This is a genomic window from Candidatus Poseidoniia archaeon (assembly GCA_030748895.1).
In the GTDB taxonomy this organism is placed as follows: Archaea; Thermoplasmatota; Poseidoniia; order MGIII; family CG-Epi1; genus UBA8886.
The window spans coordinates 1-19,774 of the sequence record JASMLC010000014.1; the positions used below are offsets into that span (position 1 = coordinate 1).

A 19,774-nucleotide genomic window follows, 5' to 3' on the forward strand; every position below is an offset into this window, starting at 1 on the left:
TGCGCCGCCGCGCTGGCTCGGCTGGCTGGCGCTCTGACCGATTCTGCTGGCGGTGGCGCTGACCACGCTGCTGACGCTGGCAGCCGAGACGGGGCAGGCGCGGTTCAGGATGATAATCCTCGGCATCCTGCTGCTGATGCCGGGCGCGGCGCTCGCCAGCTGGAGCGCAGCGCTCTGGAGCGCGCTGCGCTACGCCCCGGCCGCGGCGTGGCCCGCATGGCTGACGCGCTCGGTCCCGCTGCTGCTCCTGCTGCTGGCGCTGCTCAGCCCTCCCGGCCTGCTGCTCTACTGGCTCGGCGTCTGGTGGCTGGGCAGGGTGTGGTTCAGGAATTTCCAGACTGAGTGAACTACGCATCTCCGCGTAGCTACGCATCCCCTATAACTCCCCGCCTGCTGCGCGGCGCGTGGAACGGCCCTACGTCATCGTGAACTGCGCCGCGTCGCTCGACGGCAAGATAGCGCTGGCGAACCGGCGGCCGGTGCGGCTCTCGTGCGACGACGACCACCGGCGAGTGCACGCATTGCGGGCGGAATGCGATGCCGTCATCGTCGGCATCGGCACCGTGTTGCAGGACGACCCGCGGCTGCTTCTTGACACGGCATTGGCGGCCGGCGAGAGCCCGCTGCGGGTGGTGCTCGACACGACGCTGCGGACGCCGCGCTCGGCGCGGGTGCTACAGGGCGACGCGCCAACGCTGGTCGCCACCGGCAGCCGGCCGCGGCGACGGGAGCTGCGCGGCGCAGAAGTGGTCGCGTGCGGTAACGGCGCGGTGGACCTGACGCGACTGCTAGAGCTGCTTCATGTGCGCGGGGTGCGTAAGGTGCTGGTCGAAGGCGGCGAGACGGTGCTCTGGGCGTTCCTGATATCGGGGCTGTGGGACGAGTTCACCCAGTTCGTCGCCAACACGCTGATTGGCGGCGTGACGTCGCCGACCGTCGCCGGCGGACCCGGCGCGGCAACGCCGGGCGAGATGCACGCTTTCACGCTCGCGGACGCCGAACGACTGGGCGACGGCGTGCTGCTGACATGGCGGCGCGGCTGATTTAGCGCGGGGGCGCTGCCGGCGCAATGCGCTTTGCGGTGATGGCGTCGGGACGCGGCAGCAACTTTCAGGCGCTCATCGATGCCCGCGCGCGGGGCGAGCTGCCGGGCGCCGAGCTGGTGCTGCTGATTGTCAACAAACGCGACGCGCCGGCGGTTGCGCGTGCCGAGGCGGCCGGTATCGCGTGGGAGTTCATCGACTCCGGTGCCATGGCGCGCGCCGAGTTTGACAGGCGCGCGCTGGTGCTGCTGCGCGACCGCGGCGCCGAGGCGGTCGTGCTGGCAGGGTTCATGCGGCTGCTGACGCCGGAGTTTATCAGGGCGTTCCGGTACCGCATCCTGAACATTCATCCGGCGCTGCTGCCGCTCTTCCCCGGCGCGCACGCGCACCGCGACGCGCTGGCTGCCGGCGTTGCGGAGAGCGGCTGCTCAGCGCACTTCGTTGATGACGGGGTCGACACCGGCCCGGTCATCCTGCAGCAGGCGGTGCCGGTGCTGCCGGGCGATGACGCGGAGACGCTCGCGGCGCGCATCCTGCCGCACGAACACCGGCTGCTGCCGAAGGCGGTGCGACTGCTCGCGGCGGGACGGCTCGAGGTCGACGGTGATACCGTCAGGATTCTGCCCGAAAAGTAGCCTGCAGATTTATATATGGGGCGTCCTGCCCGGCCGCCCCCGTATGGCCCCGAAGCGAATCGACCGCAAAAGCAACGCGCATCTGCAGTCGCTGGTAGGCAGCCTGAAGCAGGCCGCCCGCGAGAACGAGGCCCCCGTCTGGAAGGCGGTCGCCGGTCGGCTGGAGAGCCCCGCACGGACGTGGCCCAGCATCAATATTTCGCGGCTCGAGCGGCACACTGAGGCAAAAGCGACGGTCGTCGTCCCGGGCAAGCTGCTCGGCTCCGGCGCCATCTCAAAGCCGCTCACCGTCGGCGCATTCAGCTTCTCCGCATCGGCACGCGAAAAGGTCGAGGCGGCCGGAGGCAGCTGCCTGTCGCTGCCGGAAATGCTTAAGGCGCACCCGAAAGGCGCCGGCGTGAGGTTGATGGGATGAAGGTTTACGACGCGAGCGGCTGCATCATGGGACGACTGGCAAGCTATGTCGCCAAGGCGCTGCTCAACGGCGACGAAGTGCACGTGGTCAACGCCGAAAAGGCGGTGGTCAGCGGCGCACGCCATTCGGTCTTCCGCGAATATACCGAGAAGCGGCAGCTGAACCACGAGCGCAAGGGGCCATTCTACCCGCGCATGCCGCACCTGATGTTCAAGCGCTCGGTGCGCGGCATGATCCCCTACCAGACGCCGCGCGGCCGCGCCGCCTTCAAGCGGCTACGGGTCGACATCGGCCCCGCAGGCGCCAAGAAGCCGGAAACGATTGAGCGGGCACAGATGACTTCGGGGACGGTGCATGTCACGCTCGGCGACGTTTCGCGCAAGCTGGGAGCGAAATTCTGATGGTAAAGGTCGTCAACACCAGCGGCAAGCGCAAGACCGCGATTGCGCGCGCCACTTTCCGCTCCGGCAAGGGCTGCGTGCGCATCAACCGCAAGCCGGTCGAATACTACCAGCCGGAGCTGGCACGGCTCAAGATTATGGAGCCGCTCGAGCTGGCGGGCAACCGCCTTAACCGCATCGACGTCTCGGTCAAGGTGGAGGGCGGAGGCGTGATGGGACAGGCCGAGGCGAGCCGTACTGCGATTGCGCGTGGGCTGGTCGACTGGTTCAAGGACGAAGAATTACGCGCGCTGTTCATGAGCTACGACCGCGCACTGCTGGTCAACGACACGCGACGCAAGGAACCCAAGCACCCCATGGGGCGCGGGGCGCGCGCAAAGCGACAAAAATCATACAGGTGAGAAAATGCTGATACCCGTACGCTGTTTCACATGCAACAAGGTCATTGGTGGCCACTACGAAAAGTTCTGCGAGCGAGTCGCCAAGGGCGAGAACGGAGCCGAGGTCATGAACGACCTGGGCATCGAGCGCTACTGCTGCCGCCGCATCTACATGGCGCACACCGACCTGATTGACGAAGTGCTGCCCTACGACTGATTTTATTACGGCCGCACCGTGGCCACGAACAGGGCCCGTGGGGTAGCTTGGCATCCTTGACGGCTGGGGGCCGTTAGACCCCGGTTCAAATCCGGACGGGCCCACCATGACCTGCAATTCCAGAGCCCGCGGCGCATATCCCTAAACCCGCCCGCCACTGCCGTCGCGATGCGCTCGCGTTCTCCCGGCCCGGCGCTGCGGCTGCTGCGCACGCCGCTGGCAGAACCGGGCGGCGACGGTCTCGCCGGGGAGCTGGTGGAGCTATGCCGCTGCGAGCCGGAGCTCCACATCTCATCGTCGCGCACGCCCGGTTACGAACGGCTGCTGGCGCGCCACGGCTTCCGGCGGGCGCGAACCATCGACCTGCCGCAGCCAGTGGTGGCGTCAATGCTACTCAACCGCACCTATCGCGGGCTCCAGCTGCTCAAGCACCGGCCGGCGCACTTCGGCCACCAGCTGCGCTACAGCGGCGATTACCGGCTCTGGGTGCTGGCATGAAGCAGCGCGCCGGCCAGCGCTGAATCCTCGCCGAGCGCCGGCGCGGCGACCTCCGGCAGCGGCGCGAAGCCGGCGTTCAGCTCCGCCAGCCGGCGTGCGACCGCCGCGCGCAGTCCTGCGCGCTGCATTACGCCGCCGCCGAGCACGATGGTATCGGGCATCGCGACGGCGGTGATAGCGTGCAGGCCGTGCGCCAGCAGCTCCGCCTCGGTCGCCCAGGCGGGGTCGCCGTCCGGCAGCGCCTCCGCCGGCGTACCAGTCCGCGCCGCCAACGCGGGGCCTGACGCGAGCCCCTCCCAGCAATCACCGTGGGCGGCGCAAACGCCGGCGAAGCTGCCATCGTGCGGGACGCGCAAGTGGCCTATCTCGGGGTGCAGCTGCCCGTGGTGGACGCGGCCGTCGCTGGCGAGCCCGCCGCCGATGCCGGTCCCGACCGTGACGTAGGCGAGCGTGCCGCGCCCACCGCGCTGCAATTGCTCGCCCAGCGCGGCGGCGCCGACGTCGGTCTCGAGCGCCAGCCGTTGCGCCAGCGGGCGGAACGGCGCCAGCACATCGGCGTCGCGCCAGCCCGGCTTGCTCTCCGTCAGCAGCCGGCCGTAATCGCGCGCCGCGGAGTCTAACCTTAGCGGCCCGAAGCTGGCGACGCCGACGGCCGCAAACGGTCCGCGCGCGGCAAGCCACTCAGCGAGCGCCGCGAGCGTCGGCTGCGGGTCGCCTGTCGGGATTTCGAAGCGTTCGGCGACCGCGCCCGGCTTCCCGGCATGCACCCGGCCGATGGCGGCGCGGCAGCGCGTCCCGCCGAGTTCGACCACCGCGAGCAGCCGGGCGGAGGTTTCCACCTTCGCCCTAGGCTGCGCCGCGGTTCCTGCCACCAGCGCTTCAGCCATCGCGCGTCCCGCGCCGCCCGCCGTGGCGGTAGCGGCTGTAGCTGCGCTTCGCCTTGCGGTCGCGCTTCGTGACCCGCTTGCGCTCCGCAGTTTCCTGCTCGTCTTCGTCGTCCGCGGGCTCGTCCGATTCACCTTCAGCCACGAAGGGGCAGGCTCGCAGGCAGATAAATGGTGCGGGGGGTCGAATTTGAATCGACGAATCCCTTCGGAACCGGGTCCTAAGCCCGGCGCAATCGGCCATGCTATGCGACCCCCGCGCCATCGTGTTACGGCGCAGCGCATTTATTAGCGCTGCAGGTTGCGGTCGCATGGCCCGCAAGCGCAAGCCGGCAGAAGGGGGCGAACCGCACCTTGACGCCGCAGTCGATAAAGCCGAGCAAACTGCAAGTGACGTGATCGATACCGCCGGGGCGGTCGCGGGCGCCGCAGTCGAGGCGGGCGCTGAGCTTGCAGGCAAAGCGGCGAAAATCCTGAAGGGGGCAACCCGCACGGCGGTCCGCAGCGGCGGTAAGGCGGCCGCGGTCGCTACCGAAAAGACCGCGGAGGGCGTGGCGGTCGCGGCCGACGTGGCGGCGGACGTCGTCGAGACGGCGGCCAACGTGGCGGCCGACGCCAGCGAAGTCGCGCTCGAGAAGGGCAGCGAACTCGCCGCGGACGCGGCCGAGATTGGCGCCGGCGTCGTCGAGACGGCGGCGCGTAAGGGCGAGCAGCTGGCCGAGGGCGCCAGCGAACTGGGCGGAGTCGCGGTCGAACAGGCGGTGCACATCGCCGGCGACGCACTCGAGATTGCCGCGGAGGTGGGCGCCAGCGCCACCGGGAAGGCGCGGCAGGCGGGAGACGCCGCCCGCGAAGGTGCCGGAGTTGCGGCCGGGATGGCGGTCGAGGCGGCGAAGTCCGCCGCAGATGTTGCCGAGAGCGCTGCCGTCGCGGCGGCGGGCGCAGCTGCCAGCGGGGCGGCCGCGGCCGCGGAAACGGCGGCTGGTGCGGCATCGGCCGGCGCCGCCGCTGTGAAGGGGGGCGGCGAGGCGGCTGGCCGCAAGGCGGGCGCGGCGGTCGCGGTCGCGCACGACAAGCTCTGGCCGACGTATGGTGTGCTCGTCGCGGCGATTGTCGGCAAGGCGCTCGCCAGCGCTGCCGGCAAGGGACGCGACAAGGTGCTCGACGACGAATGGTTCCGGGGGCAGGTGGTCAACCGCACCTGGGAGCTGCTGCCGCTGCCGGTGCGACTCGCGGGCAAGGGCACGCTGCGCTGGGAGCAGGTGATGTTCAAGCTGCGCGACCAGGTTCTCGCCGACGACGAGGAAGCGATGGCCGTCAGCCGCAACGATAAGTCAGTCATCCGCTCGGCCATCGGGATGATGCTGGGCCGCAAGGGGTGAGCCGCTGCCGGCGCTGACCGTCCGCTCGCTGTCGAAGGCTTACGGCGACGTCAAGGCGTTGCGCGACGTCTCTTTCAGCGTCGAGCGGGGCGACTTCTTCGGACTGCTCGGCCCCAACGGCGCCGGCAAGACAACGCTGCTGAAAGTGCTGACGGGGCAGATTCGCGCCACCAGCGGCGAGGCGGAGGTGCTGGGCCTGCCGGTCGCGCAGCAGCCGCTTGAGGTGCGCAGCCGCGCCGGCATCGTCCCCGAACAGTCAACGCCCCCCAGCTTCCTGACGCCGCGCGAGGTGCTCGAGCTGGTGGTGGCCGTGCGGGGCTGCGAGGGTGAGGTTGAGTGGTGGCTGGAGTTTTTCGAGTTCGAGGAGGCCGAAGGCCGTATCTGCCGCACGCTCTCGCGCGGGCAGCGGCAGAAGGTACTGCTGGCGGCGGCGTTCATCGCGCAGCCGGAAGTGCTGTTTCTCGACGAGCCGTTCATCAACCTTGACCCGCTGGTGCAGGCAAAAGTGCGCGACTGGCTCGACGAGTATGTTGCGGGGGGCGGGACGGTGTTCCTGAACACTCACATGCTCGAGAACGCTGAACGGCTCTGCAATCGCGCCGCTATCATCCACCGTGGCCGCATCCGTTCGCTCATCGAGCTGGAGCAGCTGCGGTCGCAGGGGACGACGCTCGAGGCGCTGTTCCACGAGATGGTTGCGTGAACCGGCTTTTGCTTTGGCGCATGCTGCAGGAGGAGGTGCGGCTCAACAGCAGCTTCGCCAGCCGGCGCGGCTTCTGGCTCTTCCCGCTGCTGGTCGTCGGTGCGGGGCTGCTCGCCACCGCGCTGGCGCAGGACTTGGTCGCCGGGGTGCCGTATCACGAAGTGCTGCTGGGGCTGCACTTCAGCTTCCTGTTCTACGGGCTCTTCACCGGCGGGCTGGCGTTCTTCGGCAGCGACTTCCTTGAGCGCATTTTCGGCCACTACGCACTGGTCACCAGCCTGCCGGAGACGCAGCCGCTCACCTACCGGCGTGTCATGGGAATATACTTCTGCAAGGAACTGGCGTTCTACGCGCTCTTTACGTTCGTTCCGCTCACGCTCGGCGCGCTGCTCGGCACCCACTGGAGCTTCATCGCGCCCGACCGCATGCTGCTGCTGCTGGCGAGCCTGCTGCCATCATTCTGCACCGGACTGGCGGGGGCGTTCCTGGTCGCCAGTCTCTACCGCCGCTCGCTCTACGCGGCGGTCGCCGGCGGCGGCGCTATGCTGCTGGCATTCGGCGCGATGCTTGTGAGCGACGGGCTGCCGCAGCTGGCGTGGTATCTCGATGGCAGCCCGCCGATACTGCTCGGCTGGGGGCTGATGCTGTTGCCAGCGCTGGTCGCGACGCTGCTCGTCGGGGAATTCCACGAGCAGGCGCTGCCGCCGGCACAGGGCTACCGCGAGGAGTATCGCGAGACGCTGGCCGGCAGCGAATGGAGCCGTCGCTGGGCCATCCCGGCCGTGGTGGCGAAGGAGCGGCTGGATTTGCAGCGGTCGCGGACCGGCATCAAGATGGTTTTTTCGTTCGCGGCGCCGCTGACGATGCTGGTTTTCGTCAACTGGTTCCTTGACCGCGGACTGCCGCTGGAAGTCGAGTTCAACACCATCTTCTGGGGCGTGATGGTCGGTTTCTTCGGGACGATGCTCTACTCGTGGCTCAACACGATGGACGACAGCAGCTTCTACGCCACGCTGCCGCTACAGGTGCCCGACCTGGTGCGCGCGCGGCTGGTGCTGTTCGCAGCGGTGACGTGGTGGATTCCGGCGCTATTCATGGGACTGATTGCGCTCCTGAGCAGGGAGCTGCGGCTGCTGCCGCTCGCCATCTTCGTGATGGCAGCCGTGGGCCTGTACGTCGTCAGCTACACGGCCTGGATTACTGGCCTGCGCACCAACTCGTCGCTTTACGACGCGACCATCTTCGCGCGCTTCTTCCTGGTCAGCACTCCGCCGATGGTGCTGCTCGCCATCCTGAGCATGGCGCTGGAGCAGGCGCTGCCGGTGGTGATGGTCACCCTGAGCTTCACCTGCCTGGTGCTGCTGCTGGCAACACAGCTTTTCTACGGCCGAATCGAGCATCGCTGGACAGGCGAGGAATTCGACTAGTTTATATACGACGGGCCGGTGCGAGCGCTCCCATGACCAAGGATGGTAAGGGCGACAACGGTAGCCCGAACGACAAGCCACGCAAGGGCGGCGACGAAAAACCGCAAGGCGACAAGGAGGTGCGCCAGCCCGCGCGTGGAAAGGGCAAGGGCCAGCACCACGACGGAAAGTCGCGCAAGGGCGGCGGCGGCAAGCCACACGGCGGCCAGCGCAAACCGGGGCGCGACGACCGCGGTCGCGGCAAGCCACGCGGCGGCCGGCAGCAGGGCGGACGCCCGCCACACCAGCGACGGCACGGCGTGCGCAAGACCATCAAGAACGGGGTCGGGACGGTCTTCATCGGGCAGGAAGACCCCTTCATCTATTTCCCCGACATCATCGCACTCTTCGCCCGCGAGGACATCCGGCGCGTCGTGCTGCGCGCGCTGGGGCCGGCCATTTCCAACGCCGTGAACGTCTCCGAGCAGGTGCGGCACCGCTTTCTGGAGGAGGCGGACGTACAGGTCGCCAACGTCAAAATCGGCACCGATAACGCGCCGCGCTCGTCGGGCAAAGGCACCTATCGCGTCAGCTTCATCCACATCTCACTCGAGCGCGGTGCGGTCGCGGATAGCGGCGATGAACCTGACGCAGAAGCGGACGCTGGTGAAACTGAAGCTAACGATGCCAGCGCCGACGCAGCCGAAAACTAGAACTCGGCGAGGTCGCGCCCGAGGCGCCGCGAAACCCGGCGATGCAGCCGCGTGACGCGGCGCGCTGCCGCTGCGAGCCCTTGCGACTCGAGCCACGCGGTGCAGTCGGCGAGCGGGCGGCGGCGGCTGCCGGCGTGCAGGTTGTCGCACGCCGCGACGACCCGTGCTTCCAGCGTGCGCGGCAGGTAGTCGCCGGGCGGCAGTCCCAGCGTGCGAGCTTCGCGCTGCGGGATGCCGCCGGCGACATGCGCGCGGATGATGTGCGCCACGCCGGGGTGGAAGCCCGCTTCCGTCGCCATTGCCGCGCCGAGCGCGCAATGCTCGACGCCGGCGGCGCGGGTGCGGCCGATGTCGTGCAGCAGCGCGCCAGCGTTCGCGAGCGCGACGTTGCCGCTCAGTGCGTCAGTCACCGCGGCCGCCATTTCAGCGACGGCGCGGCAGTGCGCCAGCAGCGGCGCGGGCGAGCCCGCGCCGCCGTGCAGCGCGAGGCACTCGTCCGCGGTCGGGATAGCCGCCAGCCGTCGCCGCTGCGCGCTCGGGATGACCTGTAGCTCGCCGTCGAGTTCCGGCTGGGCCCAGCGCGGCTCGAGTTCGGCGAGCAGAATTGCGAGCGCCGCGACTTCCGAGTGCGGCTGGCTGCCGACGGCGACATTCCAGTCCGCCAGCTCGAACGTCCAGCGCGGCACCCGTTCGGCGCCGACGATTACCAGCAGTTCCGATTCATGGCGTAGCAGCGGCGCCGCCTCAGCCAGCGGGGTGCCGAACATGGTCAGGTGCACCACCTTGCCGCGCCAGTCACGCGCGACCGCCCGCGGGCGAGTTGTGGTCGCAATGGAGAAATCGCCGCCGAAGCGCTGCACGACGTCTTCGACCGTCGTGACGACTCGCGAGTCGGGGCGGTGCAGCGTAATGCAGTCAGCGCCAAAGGCACGCGCGGTCAGCGCAACGTGCGTCGAAATGCGCTTGTCCCGCTCCGGCCGGTGGCCGATGCGCAGGACGTGGGGCTTCACTCCTCGCCCGGCAATGACGAGTCCTGGCGGTCGCGAATGGAGTCGTTGACCAGGAAACCGATGAAGGCCCAGATGATGCCGCCAAGGACATACTGCACTTTGGTTGAGATGAAGTCACCCAGGACGAAGATATCGTTGACGATTTCGACGAAGCCTGCCACGATGAGGCCGAGACTGGTAACGGTGAAGAAGAAGGTCACGATGCTGAAGTTGAAAGTCCCGCCCTGAAGGTAGTTGTCGACAGTACGGCCAAGTTCGATAATCAGCAGCCCCGCCAGCAGCAGCGGCAGGACGCCTTCCAGCGACATGAAGCCGAGTACCATCGCCAGTATTCCCTTGCTGGCGACTTCCTGCATCGCGTCAAGGCCTCGCGCGACACCGATAATCAGCAGCAGCGCCGCGATAATGTAGGCGGTCAGCGAAACCCGTTCGCTGGTACCGCTAAGCAAGTCGTGATAGAATTTGCGAATTTCATCTTCCCAGCCCGCGACCTTGATGAGCATGTAGCCGCCAAGCGTCAGCAGGATAGCTCCGTTAGCAATCTCGCCCTTGTTCATCAGCGCCAGCAATCCCCAGACGAAGGCGGTCAGCGCCAGCGGCAGGATGAACTTGCGCTGGATTTTGGGGTCCTCCATCTTGTGGATGATGGTGTAGAGCGTGTCCTCAATGGGGCGCGACTGCTGCACAACCACCTGCCGCGTCGAGTCAATCAGCAGCCGGCTGCGGATAATCGGCTCCAGCTCGCGGTCCTCGGCGCCGTCGCTCACGATTACCGCGCGCGTGGCGTGCGTCTGCGCAATCACCTGGTCGAGCGTGTTGGCAATCTTCATGTCGGACCGCGTGCCGACACGCACGTCGCCGCAGATGGTCACCACCTCGACATCGGCGTCATCCTTCATCAGCTGGTCGTAGACCCGTACCGCGGCGAGCATAGTGTTGGTGTCGCTCTCCTCGGGGTCTGCGAGCCCCAGTTCCTGCGCCGCGGCAAGGTTGGCATCACGCCCGATGACAGGGCTGCGAATGCCGGTTTTGCGGCCGAGATCGTTGTCGCGATCTATCGCGAGCACCAGCGTAACCATGCGCTTTCGAGGCACCCCCGGTATATTTAACCATCTGCTCCGCGCGTTTTATATACGACCCTTCTTGAGCGCCAACTCCCGTTCAAGGTGCAACATGGCGGAGTTCAAAACCACAATCTCAGACCCGAAGTCGCGCAAAGCGTTCAACCACGCGCTCTCCGAGAGCGACTCGAGCGCACTTATCGGCCGTTCCATCGGCGATGAAATTGACGGTATCTTCGTCAACCTCCCCGGCTACCGGCTGCAAATTACCGGCGGCAGCGATGGCTCGGGCGTCCCGATGCGCCCCGGCCTTCCGGGTGGGCGACGGCAGCGGCTGATGCTCAGCGGCTCGACCGGCTTCAACCCGCGGCGCCCCGGCCAGCGCAAGCGCAAGATGGTGCGCGGACAGGACCTCGGACCCGAGGTCTCGCAGCTCAACCTGAAGATTGTCGAGTATGGGCCTAAACCGGTCGAGGAACTGCTCGGGGCGGAGGAATGACTTGGCAGGCGCTACCTCCCAGCCGGAAATCAACATCGGCATGGTCGGCCACGTCGACCACGGCAAGACTACGCTGACACAGGCGCTGACCGGCCGCTGGACCGACCAGCACTCCGAGGAACAGAAGCGCGGCATCTCCATCAAGCTGGGCTACGCTGACGCCGATTTCTACCGCGTCAAGGAGAACGGTGGCTACCGCTACACTTCGCTGAAAGAAAAAGGCTCCGAGTATTTGCGTACAGTCAGCTTCGTCGACGCGCCCGGCCACGAGACGCTGATGGCAATCATGCTCTCCGGGGCGGCCATCATGGACGCCGCCATCCTGCTCATTGCCGCCAACGAGAAATGCCCTCAGCCGCAGACGCGAGAGCACCTTGCGGCGCTAGAGACGATGGGGCTCGAGAACATTGTCGTCGTGCAGAACAAGATTGACGTCTGCTCCGAGCAGCGCGCACAGGAGTCCTACGCTGAAATCAGGGAATTCCTCTCCGGCACCACGCTGGCGGAGTCCCCCGTGGTGCCGGTCTCGGCGCACCACAATCGCAACATTGACCTGCTGATTGAGGTGCTCGAAGAACTTTTCCCGACGCCCGAGCGGAACCCGCAGGCGGAGCTGGCGATGAACATCGCGCGCTCGTTCGACATCAACCGCCCCGGGACTCTGCCGAAAAAGCTCAGGGGAGGCGTGATTGGCGGTTCGCTCATCGAAGGCGAACTGGCGCTCGGGGACGAAATCGAAATCCGGCCGGGACGCAAGACCAGCAAGGGCTGGGAACCGGTCACGACCAGCGTCACCAGCCTGCACAGCGGCAGCAGCGAACGCAAGAGCGTGACTGCGGGAGGACTGGTCGCCATCGGCACCGGGCTCGACCCGACGATTACGAAATCTGATTCAATGCTCGGCTCGCTCATCGGTCGCCCCGGGACACTGCCGCCAGTGCTGGAGAAGCTCCGCATGGAGGTGCAGCTGCTCGACCGGGCGGTCGGCACCAGCGGTAGCCAGCAGGTCGAAGCGCTGCGCACGAAAGAGCCGCTGATGCTCACCGTCGGGACTTCGACCACCGTCGGCATCCCGATTCAGGTTAACGAAAAATGGCTCGAAGCTTCGCTCAAGCTGCCGGTCTGCGCGGCTGAGGGACAGCGGATTGCCATCAGCCGTCGCATCGATGCACGCTGGCACCTGATTGGCTATGGAATCCTGCAAGCATGACCCTCGTCTTCCCCGATACCAACATCCTGCTCTGGCCCTTCGCGGGCGGCCCTGACTTCCGCGAGGCGATTAACGAGGCGCTGCCGGGCTGCGATATCCGCATCGCCAACTGCGTGCTCGAGGAGCTGGAGATGCTCGGGACACCTGACGCGAAGTCGGCGGCCGAGTTCTGCCAGGAAATGATGGTTATCAACCTCGGTATCGGCGGCGTCGACAACGTGCTGCTCGAGGCGGCACGGCGCGGCGCGGTAGTGGCAACTAACGACCGCGAACTCGTCGAGAGAATCCTCGAGAACCGCGGGCGCGTGCTACGCCCCCGCGGCGGCTACAAGCTGGAGCTGCTGCCAGCAGAATGAGCGAGGCGGCAGCCAGCGACGAAAGCCGGGAACGCACCACTCCGCCGCCAATCCCCGCAGGCGATTTTACCCCTGCCCAGCAGGCGCGCCGCGAGGAACTGCTGCGCGACCCCGTACGGCAATTCCGGGTTGCCGAGCACCCCGGCACGGTGCAGCTGTTCGACACGATGCGCAGCGGCAGCTTTCAGGGACGGCAGCTGGGCGAAGCGGCGGCGCTCTTTGAGCGCCAGACGCATGAGGATTTGGGTATTATCTGGTCGCTGGCGGGAAGCCTTTTCAGCGCCGGGATGCGGCAGGTGGTCATCGACAGCCTCCGCAGCGGACTGGCCGACCTGCTGGTCTGCACCGGGGCGCTCTTCGAGCAGGATATGCTCGAGGCGCTGGGGCATTCGCACTACCACTGCCGGCCCGATATGGACGACGGTGAATTACAGGAGCTGCTGGTGGACCGGGTCTACGACCACCTGCTCGACGAGCTGGCGCTGCGGCAGGTGGACGCCACCTACATCCGGATTGCCGATGGCATGGAGCCAGGACGCTACTCGAGCCGCGCCTTCCTCGCTGAGTGCGGCCGCTGGCTCGCTTCAGCCGAGGGAGTGCAGGACTCGGTGCTGCAGGTCGCGTTCGAAATGGGCGTGCCCATCTTCGTCCCGGCGCTCAACGACTGCTCGGTCGGCGTGGGTCTGGTGATGCACCAGGCGCAGCGCGGGCTCGAGCAGAGCGTCGGAATCGACAGCATCCGCGACTTCCACGAACTGGCCGAACTGAAGGCGTGGGCCGGCGATACCGGGCTGCTGGTCGTCGGCGGCGGCGTTCCAAAGAATTACGCGCAGGACGCGGTGATTGCGGCGGAGATGCTAGGGCATACACCGAGCCGTCACCGCTTCGGCATCCAGCTCTCGGTCGCCGACGTGCGCGACGGCGGCCTTTCGGGGTCGACGCTGCGCGAGGCGATTTCATGGGGCAAGAACGACCGCAAAATCGAGGAAGTCATGGTGTGGGGCGAAGCCTCCCTGACGTTCCCGCTGCTGGTCGCATACGCCTGGCACAAGCGGCTGGAACAACCGCGCCAGCCGCAACGGCTGGCGCGGTTCTTCGACGACCAATCCTTTTAACTCCACCAATATCGCCCCGGCCCCATCATGCAGGATGACTTCACGCAGCAGTTGCCCGACCGCGACCCGCAGGAGACGCGCGAGTGGATTGAGTCGCTGGAGGCGGTAATCGAGGCGGGCGGCAGCGACCGCGCGCGCAACCTGCTCTACCGGCTGCTCGAAGCGGCGCAGCGGCAGGGCGTCGCAATTCCCGAAGTGCTGAACACACCATATATCAACACAATCCCCGCCAGCGCCGAACCGCCCTATCCGGGCGACGAGGGCATTGAGCGGCGCATCCGGCGCATCATCCGCTGGAACGCGGCGATGATGGTCTCGCGCGCCAACAAGCGGCATGGCGGCATCGGCGGCCATATCTCGACCTACGCCTCGGCTGCGAGCCTCTACGAAATCGGCTTCCACCATTTCTTCCGCGGCAAGGAACGGGGGCCGGGCGACCTCGTCTACTTTCAGGGCCACGCCTCGCCCGGCATCTACTCGCGGGCGTTCCTCGAAGGGCGATTGAGCGAGGCGCAGATGGACCACTTCCGTCGCGAGGCGTTCACCGCAGGGCTCTCGAGCTACCCGCACCCGCGGCTGATGCCCGATTTCTGGGAGTTCCCGACTGTCTCGATGGGGCTCGGCCCGACCAACGCCATCTATCAGGCGCGCTTCAACCGCTACCTCCACGCGCGCGGTATTGCCGATACCAGCCAGTCGCGCGTCTGGGCATTCCCCGGCGACGGCGAATGCGACGAGCCGGAGACGCTGCACGCGCTGACGCTGGCAGCACGCGAGAAGCTCGACAACCTGACGTTTGTCGTCAACTGCAACCTGCAACGGCTCGATGGGCCGGTGCGCGGCAACGGCAAGATTGTTCAGGAGCTGGAAGCAAAGTTCCTCGGCGCGGGCTGGAACGTCATCAAGGTCATCTGGGGCAGCGACTGGGACCCGCTACTGGCGCGCGACAGCGACGGGCTGCTGCTCCACCGCATGGAGGAGACGCTCGACGGCGACTACCAGCGGCTCGCCGTGGAGTCGGCCGACAACATCCGCGAGCAATTCTTCGGCCCCGAGCTGCAGCATCTCGTCGCCGGGATTCCCGACGACGAGCTGACGCGCATGCGGCGCGGGGGGCACGACACGCAGAAGGTCTACACGGCCTACGCGGCGGCAATGGCGTATAAGGGTGCACCGACCGCCATCCTCGCCAAGACTGTGAAAGGGTGGGCGCTCGGCGGCGGCTTCGAGGCGCGCAACATCACCCACCAGAAGAAGGCGCTCGAATCGCCGGACCTGAAGTTCTTCCGCGACCTGCTCGAGCTGCAGATTTCCGACGACGAACTGGAGGAGTTCCCCTACTACCTGCCGGCCGACGACAGCGAGGAGGTGCAGTACCTGCTCTCGCACCGCGATGCGCTGGGCGGCTGCGTCCCACAACGTAATCGCAGCGCGACCACGGTCGCGCTGCCGAAACGCGACACCTACAGGGAGTTCGATGACGGCAGCGGCGAACAGCAGGTCTCGACGACGATGGCGTTCGTACGGCTGATGCGCAACCTGATGCTCTCTGGCGAATTCGGAAAGCGCATCGTCCCTATCGTCCCGGACGAGGCGCGCACCTTCGGGATAGAAGCGCTCTTCACCGAGTTCAAGATTTACAACGCGCTCGGGCAGGACTACACGCCGGTCGACGCCGAGCTGCTTCTGTCGTACGTCGAGGCGGAGGACGGCCAGATTCTCGAGGAGGGCATCTCCGAGGCGGGGGCGATGAGCTCCTTCACCGCAGCGGGCACCGCCCATTCCAGCTTCGGCGAACAGACCATACCGTTCTACATCTTCTACTCGATGTTCGGCTTCCAGCGCGTCGGCGACGCCATCTGGTGCGCCGCTGATTCACGCGCGCGCGGCTTCCTGCTCGGCGCGACCGCCGGTCGCACGACGCTCAACGGCGAGGGGCTGCAGCACCAGGACGGGCATTCGTTGCTGGTCGCCGCGACGGTGCCGTGCTGCCTTGCCTACGACCCGGCGTTCGCCTACGAAATCGCGGTCATCGTGCGCGAGGGGCTGCGGCGCATGGTCGACGAACAGGAGGACCTGCTCTACTACCTGACGCTCTACAACGAAAATTACGCCATGCCGCCCAAGCCAGCGCGTGCCGAGCGCGGCATCATCCAGGGCATCTACCGCTTCCGGAAACCGGCGAAGCCGCAAGTGCGGCTCTTCGGCAGCGGCTCAATCATGCAGCAGGTGCTACGTGCCGCCCAGATACTCGAAGAAAAATTCGGCGTCGCCGCCGAAATCTGGTCGGTGACGAGCTACGGCGGGCTGCGGCGCGACGCGTTGAAGTGCGAGCGCTGGAACTGGCTGCACCCCACCGAGGAAGAGCGCACGCCGTTCATCCAGCAGCAGCTGGGCAAGCGGCGCATGCCAACCATCGCCGCCACCGACTTTATGCGCGCGGTGCCCGACATGGTCGGCAAGTGGGTGCCCGGCCCCTACATCACGCTCGGCACCGACGGTTTCGGCCGCAGCGATACCCGCGAGCAGCTGCGCAGCTTCTTCGAGGTCAGCGGCGAGCACATCACCGTCGCGGCACTCAACGCGCTCGCGCAATCAGGCAAGTTCCCGGCGGAAGACGTCGCGAGCGCCATCAGGACGCTCGGAGTGGACCCGGAGCTGGCCGACCCGTTCTATTCTTATTGAAATCTAAAATAAATATTAGCTTTCTCTCGAATCCATATGAACAGATTGCCACCCATCAGTAGTTAATGTTATTTGAATTTTTTCTCTTGAATCATGGAGGGTTTCCCAATTCTTAAGGGTATCCTCCATCAAAATTGAAACTGGCTCATTGGACGACCTTTGAAGAAAAATCTTTGTTCCGTTCTTGTTCGAATTTTTTATATATGAAAAAATTTTCTGCTCCTCGCTTTCCATATAGAATTTTAATGAGGTGTTCCCCTTTCCGGTTACATTCAGGGCTGGCTGGCCGTTAATATCTGTAAGTGTAAAGTTGACATCACCTGACTTTTCTTCCAAATAATCAGTAAACCCTTCCCAACCTTCGGGGATAGAAATCCATAGAATGTAGGATTGTTCTTAACCCGTCGTAATCGTAAGATTATATTCATATTCAACATAATCCTTGCTTGGAAAAAAGAAAGAACTAATCAGAATGATAATTATGCCCCCGATGATTACAAGTTTGATTTGTTTATTCATTCAGCTCCCCTTTCCGGCATTAACGGCAGCGCCATGTGTGGCGCTGCCGTGAGCACGCGGAAGCCAACGCGCTGATTCAGAAGCGGGAACTTCACGCCGGGCTCGCCCACGAAATCTACAGTGACGCCAGCCCTAAATTATAGTTTCAGCGCCTACATCCCCGGCATGCCGCCACCCATGTCGCCGCCGGGCGGCATCGGCGACTCTTCGGGCGCCCGCGAGGCGATGACATCGTCAATGCGCAGAATCATGCTCGCGACATCCGTGGCGGACGAGATGGCCTGCGTCTTGACGCGCAACGGCTCCATCACGTTGCGCGAGCGCATGTTGACGACCGAGCCGCTGAAGACGTCCAGCCCCGCGTGGGGGTTGCGCCCCTTGCGGGTGTGCGCCTTGCGCAGCGCCATCAGCGTGTCGATGACGTCCAGCCCGGCGTTCTCGGCCAGCGTGCGCGGCACGATTTCAATCGCGTCCGCGAACGCCTCGATGGCGAGCTGCTCGCGGCCGCCGACGCGCGGCGCGTACTTGCGCAGCTTGAGCGCCAGCTCGATTTCGGCTGCGCCGCCGCCGGTCACCATGCGCCCGTCCTCGACGACCAGTGAGACGACGCCGATAGCGTCCTCGAGGTTGCGCTCGATTTCGTCGATGACGTGCTCGGTGCCGCCGCGGACCAGGATCGATACCGACTTGGGGTTGCTGCAATTGGTGATGAAGGTCATGTCGTCGTCGCCAATCTTGCGCGTTTCGACGAGGCCGGCAGCGCCCAAGTCAGCCTTGGAGATGGAGTCGATGCTCGAGACGATACTACCGCCGGTCGCGCGCGCCAGCGCTTCCATGTCTGATTTTTTAGCGCGCCGAATGGCCATGATACCCTGCTTGGCCATGAAGTGCTGCGCCAGGTCGTCAATGCCTTTCTGGCAGACGACGACGTTTGCGCCCGCCTTTTTCACCCTCATGACGAGCTTGCGGATGGTATCCTCTTCCTGGTCGAGGAACGCCTGCACCTGCGACGGGTCGTTAATCTGGATTTTGGCGTCGAACTCGGTCTTGCGGATTTCGAACGCCGCATCAACCAGCGCCACCTTCGCTTTCGCGATACACCGTGGCATTCCCGTATGCACCGGCTCCTTGTCGAGAATTATGCCGGTCACCAGTTCGGTGTCACCGATGGAAGCGCCCTGCTTCTTCTGGATCTTGATATCATCACGGTCGACCATGGTGTTGCAGCCGCTGCCCTCGGCAACCGACCGGACGGCGCTTACGGTAATCTCGGCCAGGAAGCCCGCCATCGCTTCGGAAGACTTGCCGGTCATCGCCGTGACGGCAATCGCCCTGAGCTTGGCGGTCTCGCTGCGCCGGATGGGGCGCGCATACTTCTGCATGATGGCATCCGCTTCTGTCGCGGCGCGGCGGTAGCCGTTGCCGATGGCGGTGGCGTGGACGCCCTTGTTGAGCAGCTCCTCGGCGTTCTTCAGCAGTTCGCCGGCGAGGATGACTGCGGTAGTAGTTCCGTCGCCACATTCGGAATCCTGCGTCTTGGCGACCTCGACAATCATCTTGGCGGCCGGATGCTCGACCTCGATTTCCTTGAGAATCGTGACGCCGTCGTTGGTAATCACGACGTCGCCCATCGAGTCGACCATCATCTTGTCCATGCCCTTCGGGCCAAGGGTGCTGCGCACTGCTTCGGCTATCGCCTTGGCTGCGGCGATGTTGTTGTGCGTGGCCTGTCGGCCGGTGTCGCGCTGGGTGCCCTCCTTGAGGATGAGCACGGGAGTATTGCCGGACATCATGGCGCGCCACCGTAAGGCGATATATAAAAAATTAACACTGTTTTGGGGAAAATGAAGTTTAATTTTGGAAAAAGTCCAGTAATGGCAGCGAAATGAGCGCACTTATGCCGATTGCGACGAAATTTACGCCGCCTTTTCCCAGCCATCCCCGCCTTTCAGCAGTCGCACCCAGTACTGAATCAAGCTGGCAACCAATAAAACCGAGCATTGTCGGCAGGAAAAGCAGCAGGAAGTTGAAATTCCCTGCCTGTTTCCATTCAAAACCTTCGGGCCAGCCCACGAGAACGAACACAGCGAGTGAAATCATGCTCATGCTCAGCGCCGAAAGTCCCGCCGCCAGCGAGCCAATAAGCGAAATGCCGCCGTCGGTCCCCGGCGGCACCCGCGTGCGGGGGCTGGTAATCAGCACCGGCGCCGGCGCGAATACCCCGATTTCGCTAGCCAGCGTGTCGGCGGCCGCGGCCGCCAGCGCGGTAGTGAACGCTATCAGCGCCTGCTCAGGGCTGAGCCATCCGCCGCCGTAGGCCAGCGCGACCAGCGCCGGCACCGTACCGTTCGAGAGTACGTTGGTGCCGCCGCGGGTGCCCTCCTTGGATTCCTCGACGCCGAGCTGGAGCTTGTAGTGGAAGCCGAAACGGGTCGCGAGGAACGAGCCGCCGACAAAGATGAGCAGCAGCAACAGCCAGCTCCAGTGGCCCATCGTGGCCGAGATGAAGCAAATCAGGAACGCCAGAATGGCGCCAACCAGGTCGAGCACGCGCGCCTTGTAGGCGATGCCGGCAATCGCTCCGCTCGCGAGCGCAATCAGTGCTATCTGGAACGGCTCCAGCTCCACACTGGCGCGCACCT

The 19,774-nt window shown here is 65.5% G+C and carries 24 protein-coding genes and 2 tRNA genes; 18 read left to right on the forward strand and 8 right to left on the reverse strand.

Annotation, left to right across the window (positions count from 1 at the left end):
• Nucleotides 1–52: 52 nt before the first annotated feature.
• The 9 genes from QGG57_05940 (at nucleotide 53) to QGG57_05980 (ending at nucleotide 3,589) form a co-directional block, all read left to right on the forward strand.
• Nucleotides 53–346 (forward strand): hypothetical protein, encoded by a 294-nt coding sequence (locus tag QGG57_05940; protein MDP7007707.1) that lies wholly within the window; start codon nucleotides 53–55, stop codon nucleotides 344–346.
• 58 nt (nucleotides 347–404) lie between these two features.
• Nucleotides 405–1,043: a 2,5-diamino-6-(ribosylamino)-4(3H)-pyrimidinone 5'-phosphate reductase gene (locus QGG57_05945; protein MDP7007708.1), complete on the forward strand. Its 639-nt coding sequence runs from the start codon at nucleotides 405–407 to the stop codon at nucleotides 1,041–1,043.
• A gap of 26 nt (nucleotides 1,044–1,069) precedes the next feature.
• Complete coding sequence (gene purN / locus QGG57_05950; protein ID MDP7007709.1) at nucleotides 1,070–1,678, forward strand: phosphoribosylglycinamide formyltransferase; 609 nt, start codon at nucleotides 1,070–1,072, stop codon at nucleotides 1,676–1,678.
• A gap of 43 nt (nucleotides 1,679–1,721) precedes the next feature.
• On the forward strand, nucleotides 1,722–2,093 hold the full coding sequence (locus QGG57_05955; protein MDP7007710.1) for a 50S ribosomal protein L18e: 372 nt from the start codon (nucleotides 1,722–1,724) through the stop codon (nucleotides 2,091–2,093).
• On the forward strand, nucleotides 2,090–2,494 hold the full coding sequence (gene rplM / locus QGG57_05960; protein MDP7007711.1) for a 50S ribosomal protein L13: 405 nt from the start codon (nucleotides 2,090–2,092) through the stop codon (nucleotides 2,492–2,494). The genes QGG57_05955 and rplM overlap by 4 nt, the downstream gene beginning before the upstream one ends.
• Entirely contained in the window at nucleotides 2,494–2,895 is a 402-nt protein-coding gene (locus QGG57_05965; GenBank protein MDP7007712.1) for a 30S ribosomal protein S9, read from the forward strand. Before rplM ends, QGG57_05965 begins: the two co-directional genes overlap by 1 nt.
• A gap of 4 nt (nucleotides 2,896–2,899) precedes the next feature.
• Nucleotides 2,900–3,091, forward strand: coding sequence for a DNA-directed RNA polymerase subunit N (locus QGG57_05970; protein ID MDP7007713.1), 192 nt, complete (start codon nucleotides 2,900–2,902; stop codon nucleotides 3,089–3,091).
• Between the two features lie 31 nt (nucleotides 3,092–3,122).
• A tRNA-Pro gene (locus QGG57_05975) sits at nucleotides 3,123–3,198 on the forward strand.
• A 61-nt stretch (nucleotides 3,199–3,259) separates the two neighbouring features.
• Nucleotides 3,260–3,589, forward strand: coding sequence for a hypothetical protein (locus tag QGG57_05980; protein ID MDP7007714.1), 330 nt, complete (start codon nucleotides 3,260–3,262; stop codon nucleotides 3,587–3,589).
• Here the strand turns inward: QGG57_05980 and QGG57_05985 are convergent.
• The 3 genes from QGG57_05985 to QGG57_05995 form a co-directional block, all read right to left on the reverse strand.
• Nucleotides 3,565–4,476 (reverse strand): ROK family protein, encoded by a 912-nt coding sequence (locus QGG57_05985; GenBank protein MDP7007715.1) that lies wholly within the window; start codon nucleotides 4,474–4,476, stop codon nucleotides 3,565–3,567. The two genes, QGG57_05980 and QGG57_05985, sit on opposite strands and share 25 nt — an antisense overlap.
• Nucleotides 4,469–4,618, reverse strand: a complete 150-nt coding sequence (locus QGG57_05990) for a hypothetical protein (protein ID MDP7007716.1) — start codon at nucleotides 4,616–4,618, stop codon at nucleotides 4,469–4,471. Before QGG57_05990 ends, QGG57_05985 begins: the two co-directional genes overlap by 8 nt.
• 27 nt (nucleotides 4,619–4,645) lie before the next feature.
• A tRNA-Leu gene (locus tag QGG57_05995) sits at nucleotides 4,646–4,733 on the reverse strand.
• Between the two features lie 51 nt (nucleotides 4,734–4,784).
• Here QGG57_05995 and QGG57_06000 point away from each other — a divergent pair.
• The 4 genes from QGG57_06000 to QGG57_06015 are packed head-to-tail and all read left to right on the forward strand — an operon-like array spanning nucleotide 4,785 to nucleotide 8,677.
• Nucleotides 4,785–5,855 carry a hypothetical protein gene (locus tag QGG57_06000; protein ID MDP7007717.1) on the forward strand — a complete coding sequence of 357 codons (1,071 nt, stop codon included), beginning with the start codon at nucleotides 4,785–4,787 and terminating at the stop codon, nucleotides 5,853–5,855.
• A 58-nt stretch (nucleotides 5,856–5,913) separates the two neighbouring features.
• The gene (locus QGG57_06005; GenBank protein ID MDP7007718.1) at nucleotides 5,914–6,558 is read left to right on the forward strand and encodes an ABC transporter ATP-binding protein; all 645 of its coding nucleotides are present in this window, start codon (nucleotides 5,914–5,916) and stop codon (nucleotides 6,556–6,558) included.
• A 20-nt stretch (nucleotides 6,559–6,578) separates the two neighbouring features.
• Nucleotides 6,579–7,985, forward strand: a complete 1,407-nt coding sequence (locus tag QGG57_06010) for a hypothetical protein (GenBank protein ID MDP7007719.1) — start codon at nucleotides 6,579–6,581, stop codon at nucleotides 7,983–7,985.
• A 32-nt stretch (nucleotides 7,986–8,017) separates the two neighbouring features.
• The gene (locus QGG57_06015; GenBank protein ID MDP7007720.1) at nucleotides 8,018–8,677 is read left to right on the forward strand and encodes a hypothetical protein; all 660 of its coding nucleotides are present in this window, start codon (nucleotides 8,018–8,020) and stop codon (nucleotides 8,675–8,677) included.
• Here the strand turns inward: QGG57_06015 and QGG57_06020 are convergent.
• A complete protein-coding gene (locus tag QGG57_06020) occupies nucleotides 8,674–9,687 on the reverse strand; it encodes an HDIG domain-containing protein (GenBank protein ID MDP7007721.1) in 1,014 nt (337 codons plus the stop codon). The two genes, QGG57_06015 and QGG57_06020, sit on opposite strands and share 4 nt — an antisense overlap.
• A complete protein-coding gene (locus QGG57_06025; GenBank protein ID MDP7007722.1) occupies nucleotides 9,684–10,766 on the reverse strand; it encodes a DUF373 family protein in 1,083 nt (360 codons plus the stop codon). The genes QGG57_06020 and QGG57_06025 overlap by 4 nt, the downstream gene beginning before the upstream one ends.
• A gap of 94 nt (nucleotides 10,767–10,860) precedes the next feature.
• Here QGG57_06025 and QGG57_06030 point away from each other — a divergent pair, with 94 nt between their 5' ends.
• The 5 genes from QGG57_06030 to aceE are packed head-to-tail and all read left to right on the forward strand — an operon-like array spanning nucleotide 10,861 to nucleotide 16,613.
• Nucleotides 10,861–11,247: a 30S ribosomal protein S6e gene (locus tag QGG57_06030; protein ID MDP7007723.1), complete on the forward strand. Its 387-nt coding sequence runs from the start codon at nucleotides 10,861–10,863 to the stop codon at nucleotides 11,245–11,247.
• A gap of 1 nt (nucleotide 11,248) precedes the next feature.
• Nucleotides 11,249–12,457: a translation initiation factor IF-2 subunit gamma gene (locus QGG57_06035; GenBank protein MDP7007724.1), complete on the forward strand. Its 1,209-nt coding sequence runs from the start codon at nucleotides 11,249–11,251 to the stop codon at nucleotides 12,455–12,457.
• Complete coding sequence (locus QGG57_06040) at nucleotides 12,454–12,813, forward strand: DUF188 domain-containing protein (protein ID MDP7007725.1); 360 nt, start codon at nucleotides 12,454–12,456, stop codon at nucleotides 12,811–12,813. Before QGG57_06035 ends, QGG57_06040 begins: the two co-directional genes overlap by 4 nt.
• On the forward strand, nucleotides 12,810–13,928 hold the full coding sequence (locus QGG57_06045) for a deoxyhypusine synthase family protein (GenBank protein MDP7007726.1): 1,119 nt from the start codon (nucleotides 12,810–12,812) through the stop codon (nucleotides 13,926–13,928). Before QGG57_06040 ends, QGG57_06045 begins: the two co-directional genes overlap by 4 nt.
• A 27-nt stretch (nucleotides 13,929–13,955) precedes the next feature.
• Nucleotides 13,956–16,613 (forward strand): pyruvate dehydrogenase (acetyl-transferring), homodimeric type, encoded by a 2,658-nt coding sequence (gene aceE, locus QGG57_06050; protein MDP7007727.1) that lies wholly within the window; start codon nucleotides 13,956–13,958, stop codon nucleotides 16,611–16,613.
• Between the two features lie 15 nt (nucleotides 16,614–16,628).
• On the opposite strand, the gene QGG57_06055 is transcribed toward aceE, so the two are convergent.
• The 3 genes from QGG57_06055 to QGG57_06065 form a co-directional block, all read right to left on the reverse strand.
• Nucleotides 16,629–16,949, reverse strand: a complete 321-nt coding sequence (locus QGG57_06055) for a hypothetical protein (GenBank protein ID MDP7007728.1) — start codon at nucleotides 16,947–16,949, stop codon at nucleotides 16,629–16,631.
• A gap of 335 nt (nucleotides 16,950–17,284) precedes the next feature.
• Nucleotides 17,285–18,925, reverse strand: coding sequence for a thermosome subunit alpha (gene thsA / locus QGG57_06060; GenBank protein ID MDP7007729.1), 1,641 nt, complete (start codon nucleotides 18,923–18,925; stop codon nucleotides 17,285–17,287).
• A gap of 58 nt (nucleotides 18,926–18,983) precedes the next feature.
• A complete protein-coding gene (locus tag QGG57_06065; protein ID MDP7007730.1) occupies nucleotides 18,984–19,760 on the reverse strand; it encodes a DUF92 domain-containing protein in 777 nt (258 codons plus the stop codon).
• Between the last annotated feature and the right edge of the window lie 14 nt (nucleotides 19,761–19,774).

What these genes read in the sequence shown, in the direction of transcription:
- purN (MDP7007709.1), top strand. Translation starts at nt 1,070, where the DNA reads ATGCGCTTTGCGGTGATGGCGTCGGGACGCGGCAGCAACTTTCAGGCG.
- QGG57_05955 (MDP7007710.1), top strand. Translation starts at nt 1,722, where the DNA reads ATGGCCCCGAAGCGAATCGACCGCAAAAGCAACGCGCATCTGCAGTCG.
- rplM (MDP7007711.1), top strand. Translation starts at nt 2,090, where the DNA reads ATGAAGGTTTACGACGCGAGCGGCTGCATCATGGGACGACTGGCAAGC.
- QGG57_05965 (MDP7007712.1), top strand. Translation starts at nt 2,494, where the DNA reads ATGGTAAAGGTCGTCAACACCAGCGGCAAGCGCAAGACCGCGATTGCG.
- QGG57_05970 (MDP7007713.1), top strand. Translation starts at nt 2,900, where the DNA reads ATGCTGATACCCGTACGCTGTTTCACATGCAACAAGGTCATTGGTGGC.
- QGG57_05980 (MDP7007714.1), top strand. Translation starts at nt 3,260, where the DNA reads ATGCGCTCGCGTTCTCCCGGCCCGGCGCTGCGGCTGCTGCGCACGCCG.
- QGG57_05985 (MDP7007715.1), bottom strand. Translation starts at nt 4,476, where the DNA reads ATGGCTGAAGCGCTGGTGGCAGGAACCGCGGCGCAGCCTAGGGCGAAG.
- QGG57_06000 (MDP7007717.1), top strand. Translation starts at nt 4,785, where the DNA reads ATGGCCCGCAAGCGCAAGCCGGCAGAAGGGGGCGAACCGCACCTTGAC.
- QGG57_06010 (MDP7007719.1), top strand. Translation starts at nt 6,579, where the DNA reads ATGCTGCAGGAGGAGGTGCGGCTCAACAGCAGCTTCGCCAGCCGGCGC.
- QGG57_06015 (MDP7007720.1), top strand. Translation starts at nt 8,018, where the DNA reads ATGACCAAGGATGGTAAGGGCGACAACGGTAGCCCGAACGACAAGCCA.
- QGG57_06025 (MDP7007722.1), bottom strand. Translation starts at nt 10,766, where the DNA reads ATGGTTACGCTGGTGCTCGCGATAGATCGCGACAACGATCTCGGCCGC.
- QGG57_06030 (MDP7007723.1), top strand. Translation starts at nt 10,861, where the DNA reads ATGGCGGAGTTCAAAACCACAATCTCAGACCCGAAGTCGCGCAAAGCG.
- QGG57_06040 (MDP7007725.1), top strand. Translation starts at nt 12,454, where the DNA reads ATGACCCTCGTCTTCCCCGATACCAACATCCTGCTCTGGCCCTTCGCG.
- QGG57_06045 (MDP7007726.1), top strand. Translation starts at nt 12,810, where the DNA reads ATGAGCGAGGCGGCAGCCAGCGACGAAAGCCGGGAACGCACCACTCCG.
- aceE (MDP7007727.1), top strand. Translation starts at nt 13,956, where the DNA reads ATGCAGGATGACTTCACGCAGCAGTTGCCCGACCGCGACCCGCAGGAG.
- thsA (MDP7007729.1), bottom strand. Translation starts at nt 18,925, where the DNA reads ATGATGTCCGGCAATACTCCCGTGCTCATCCTCAAGGAGGGCACCCAG.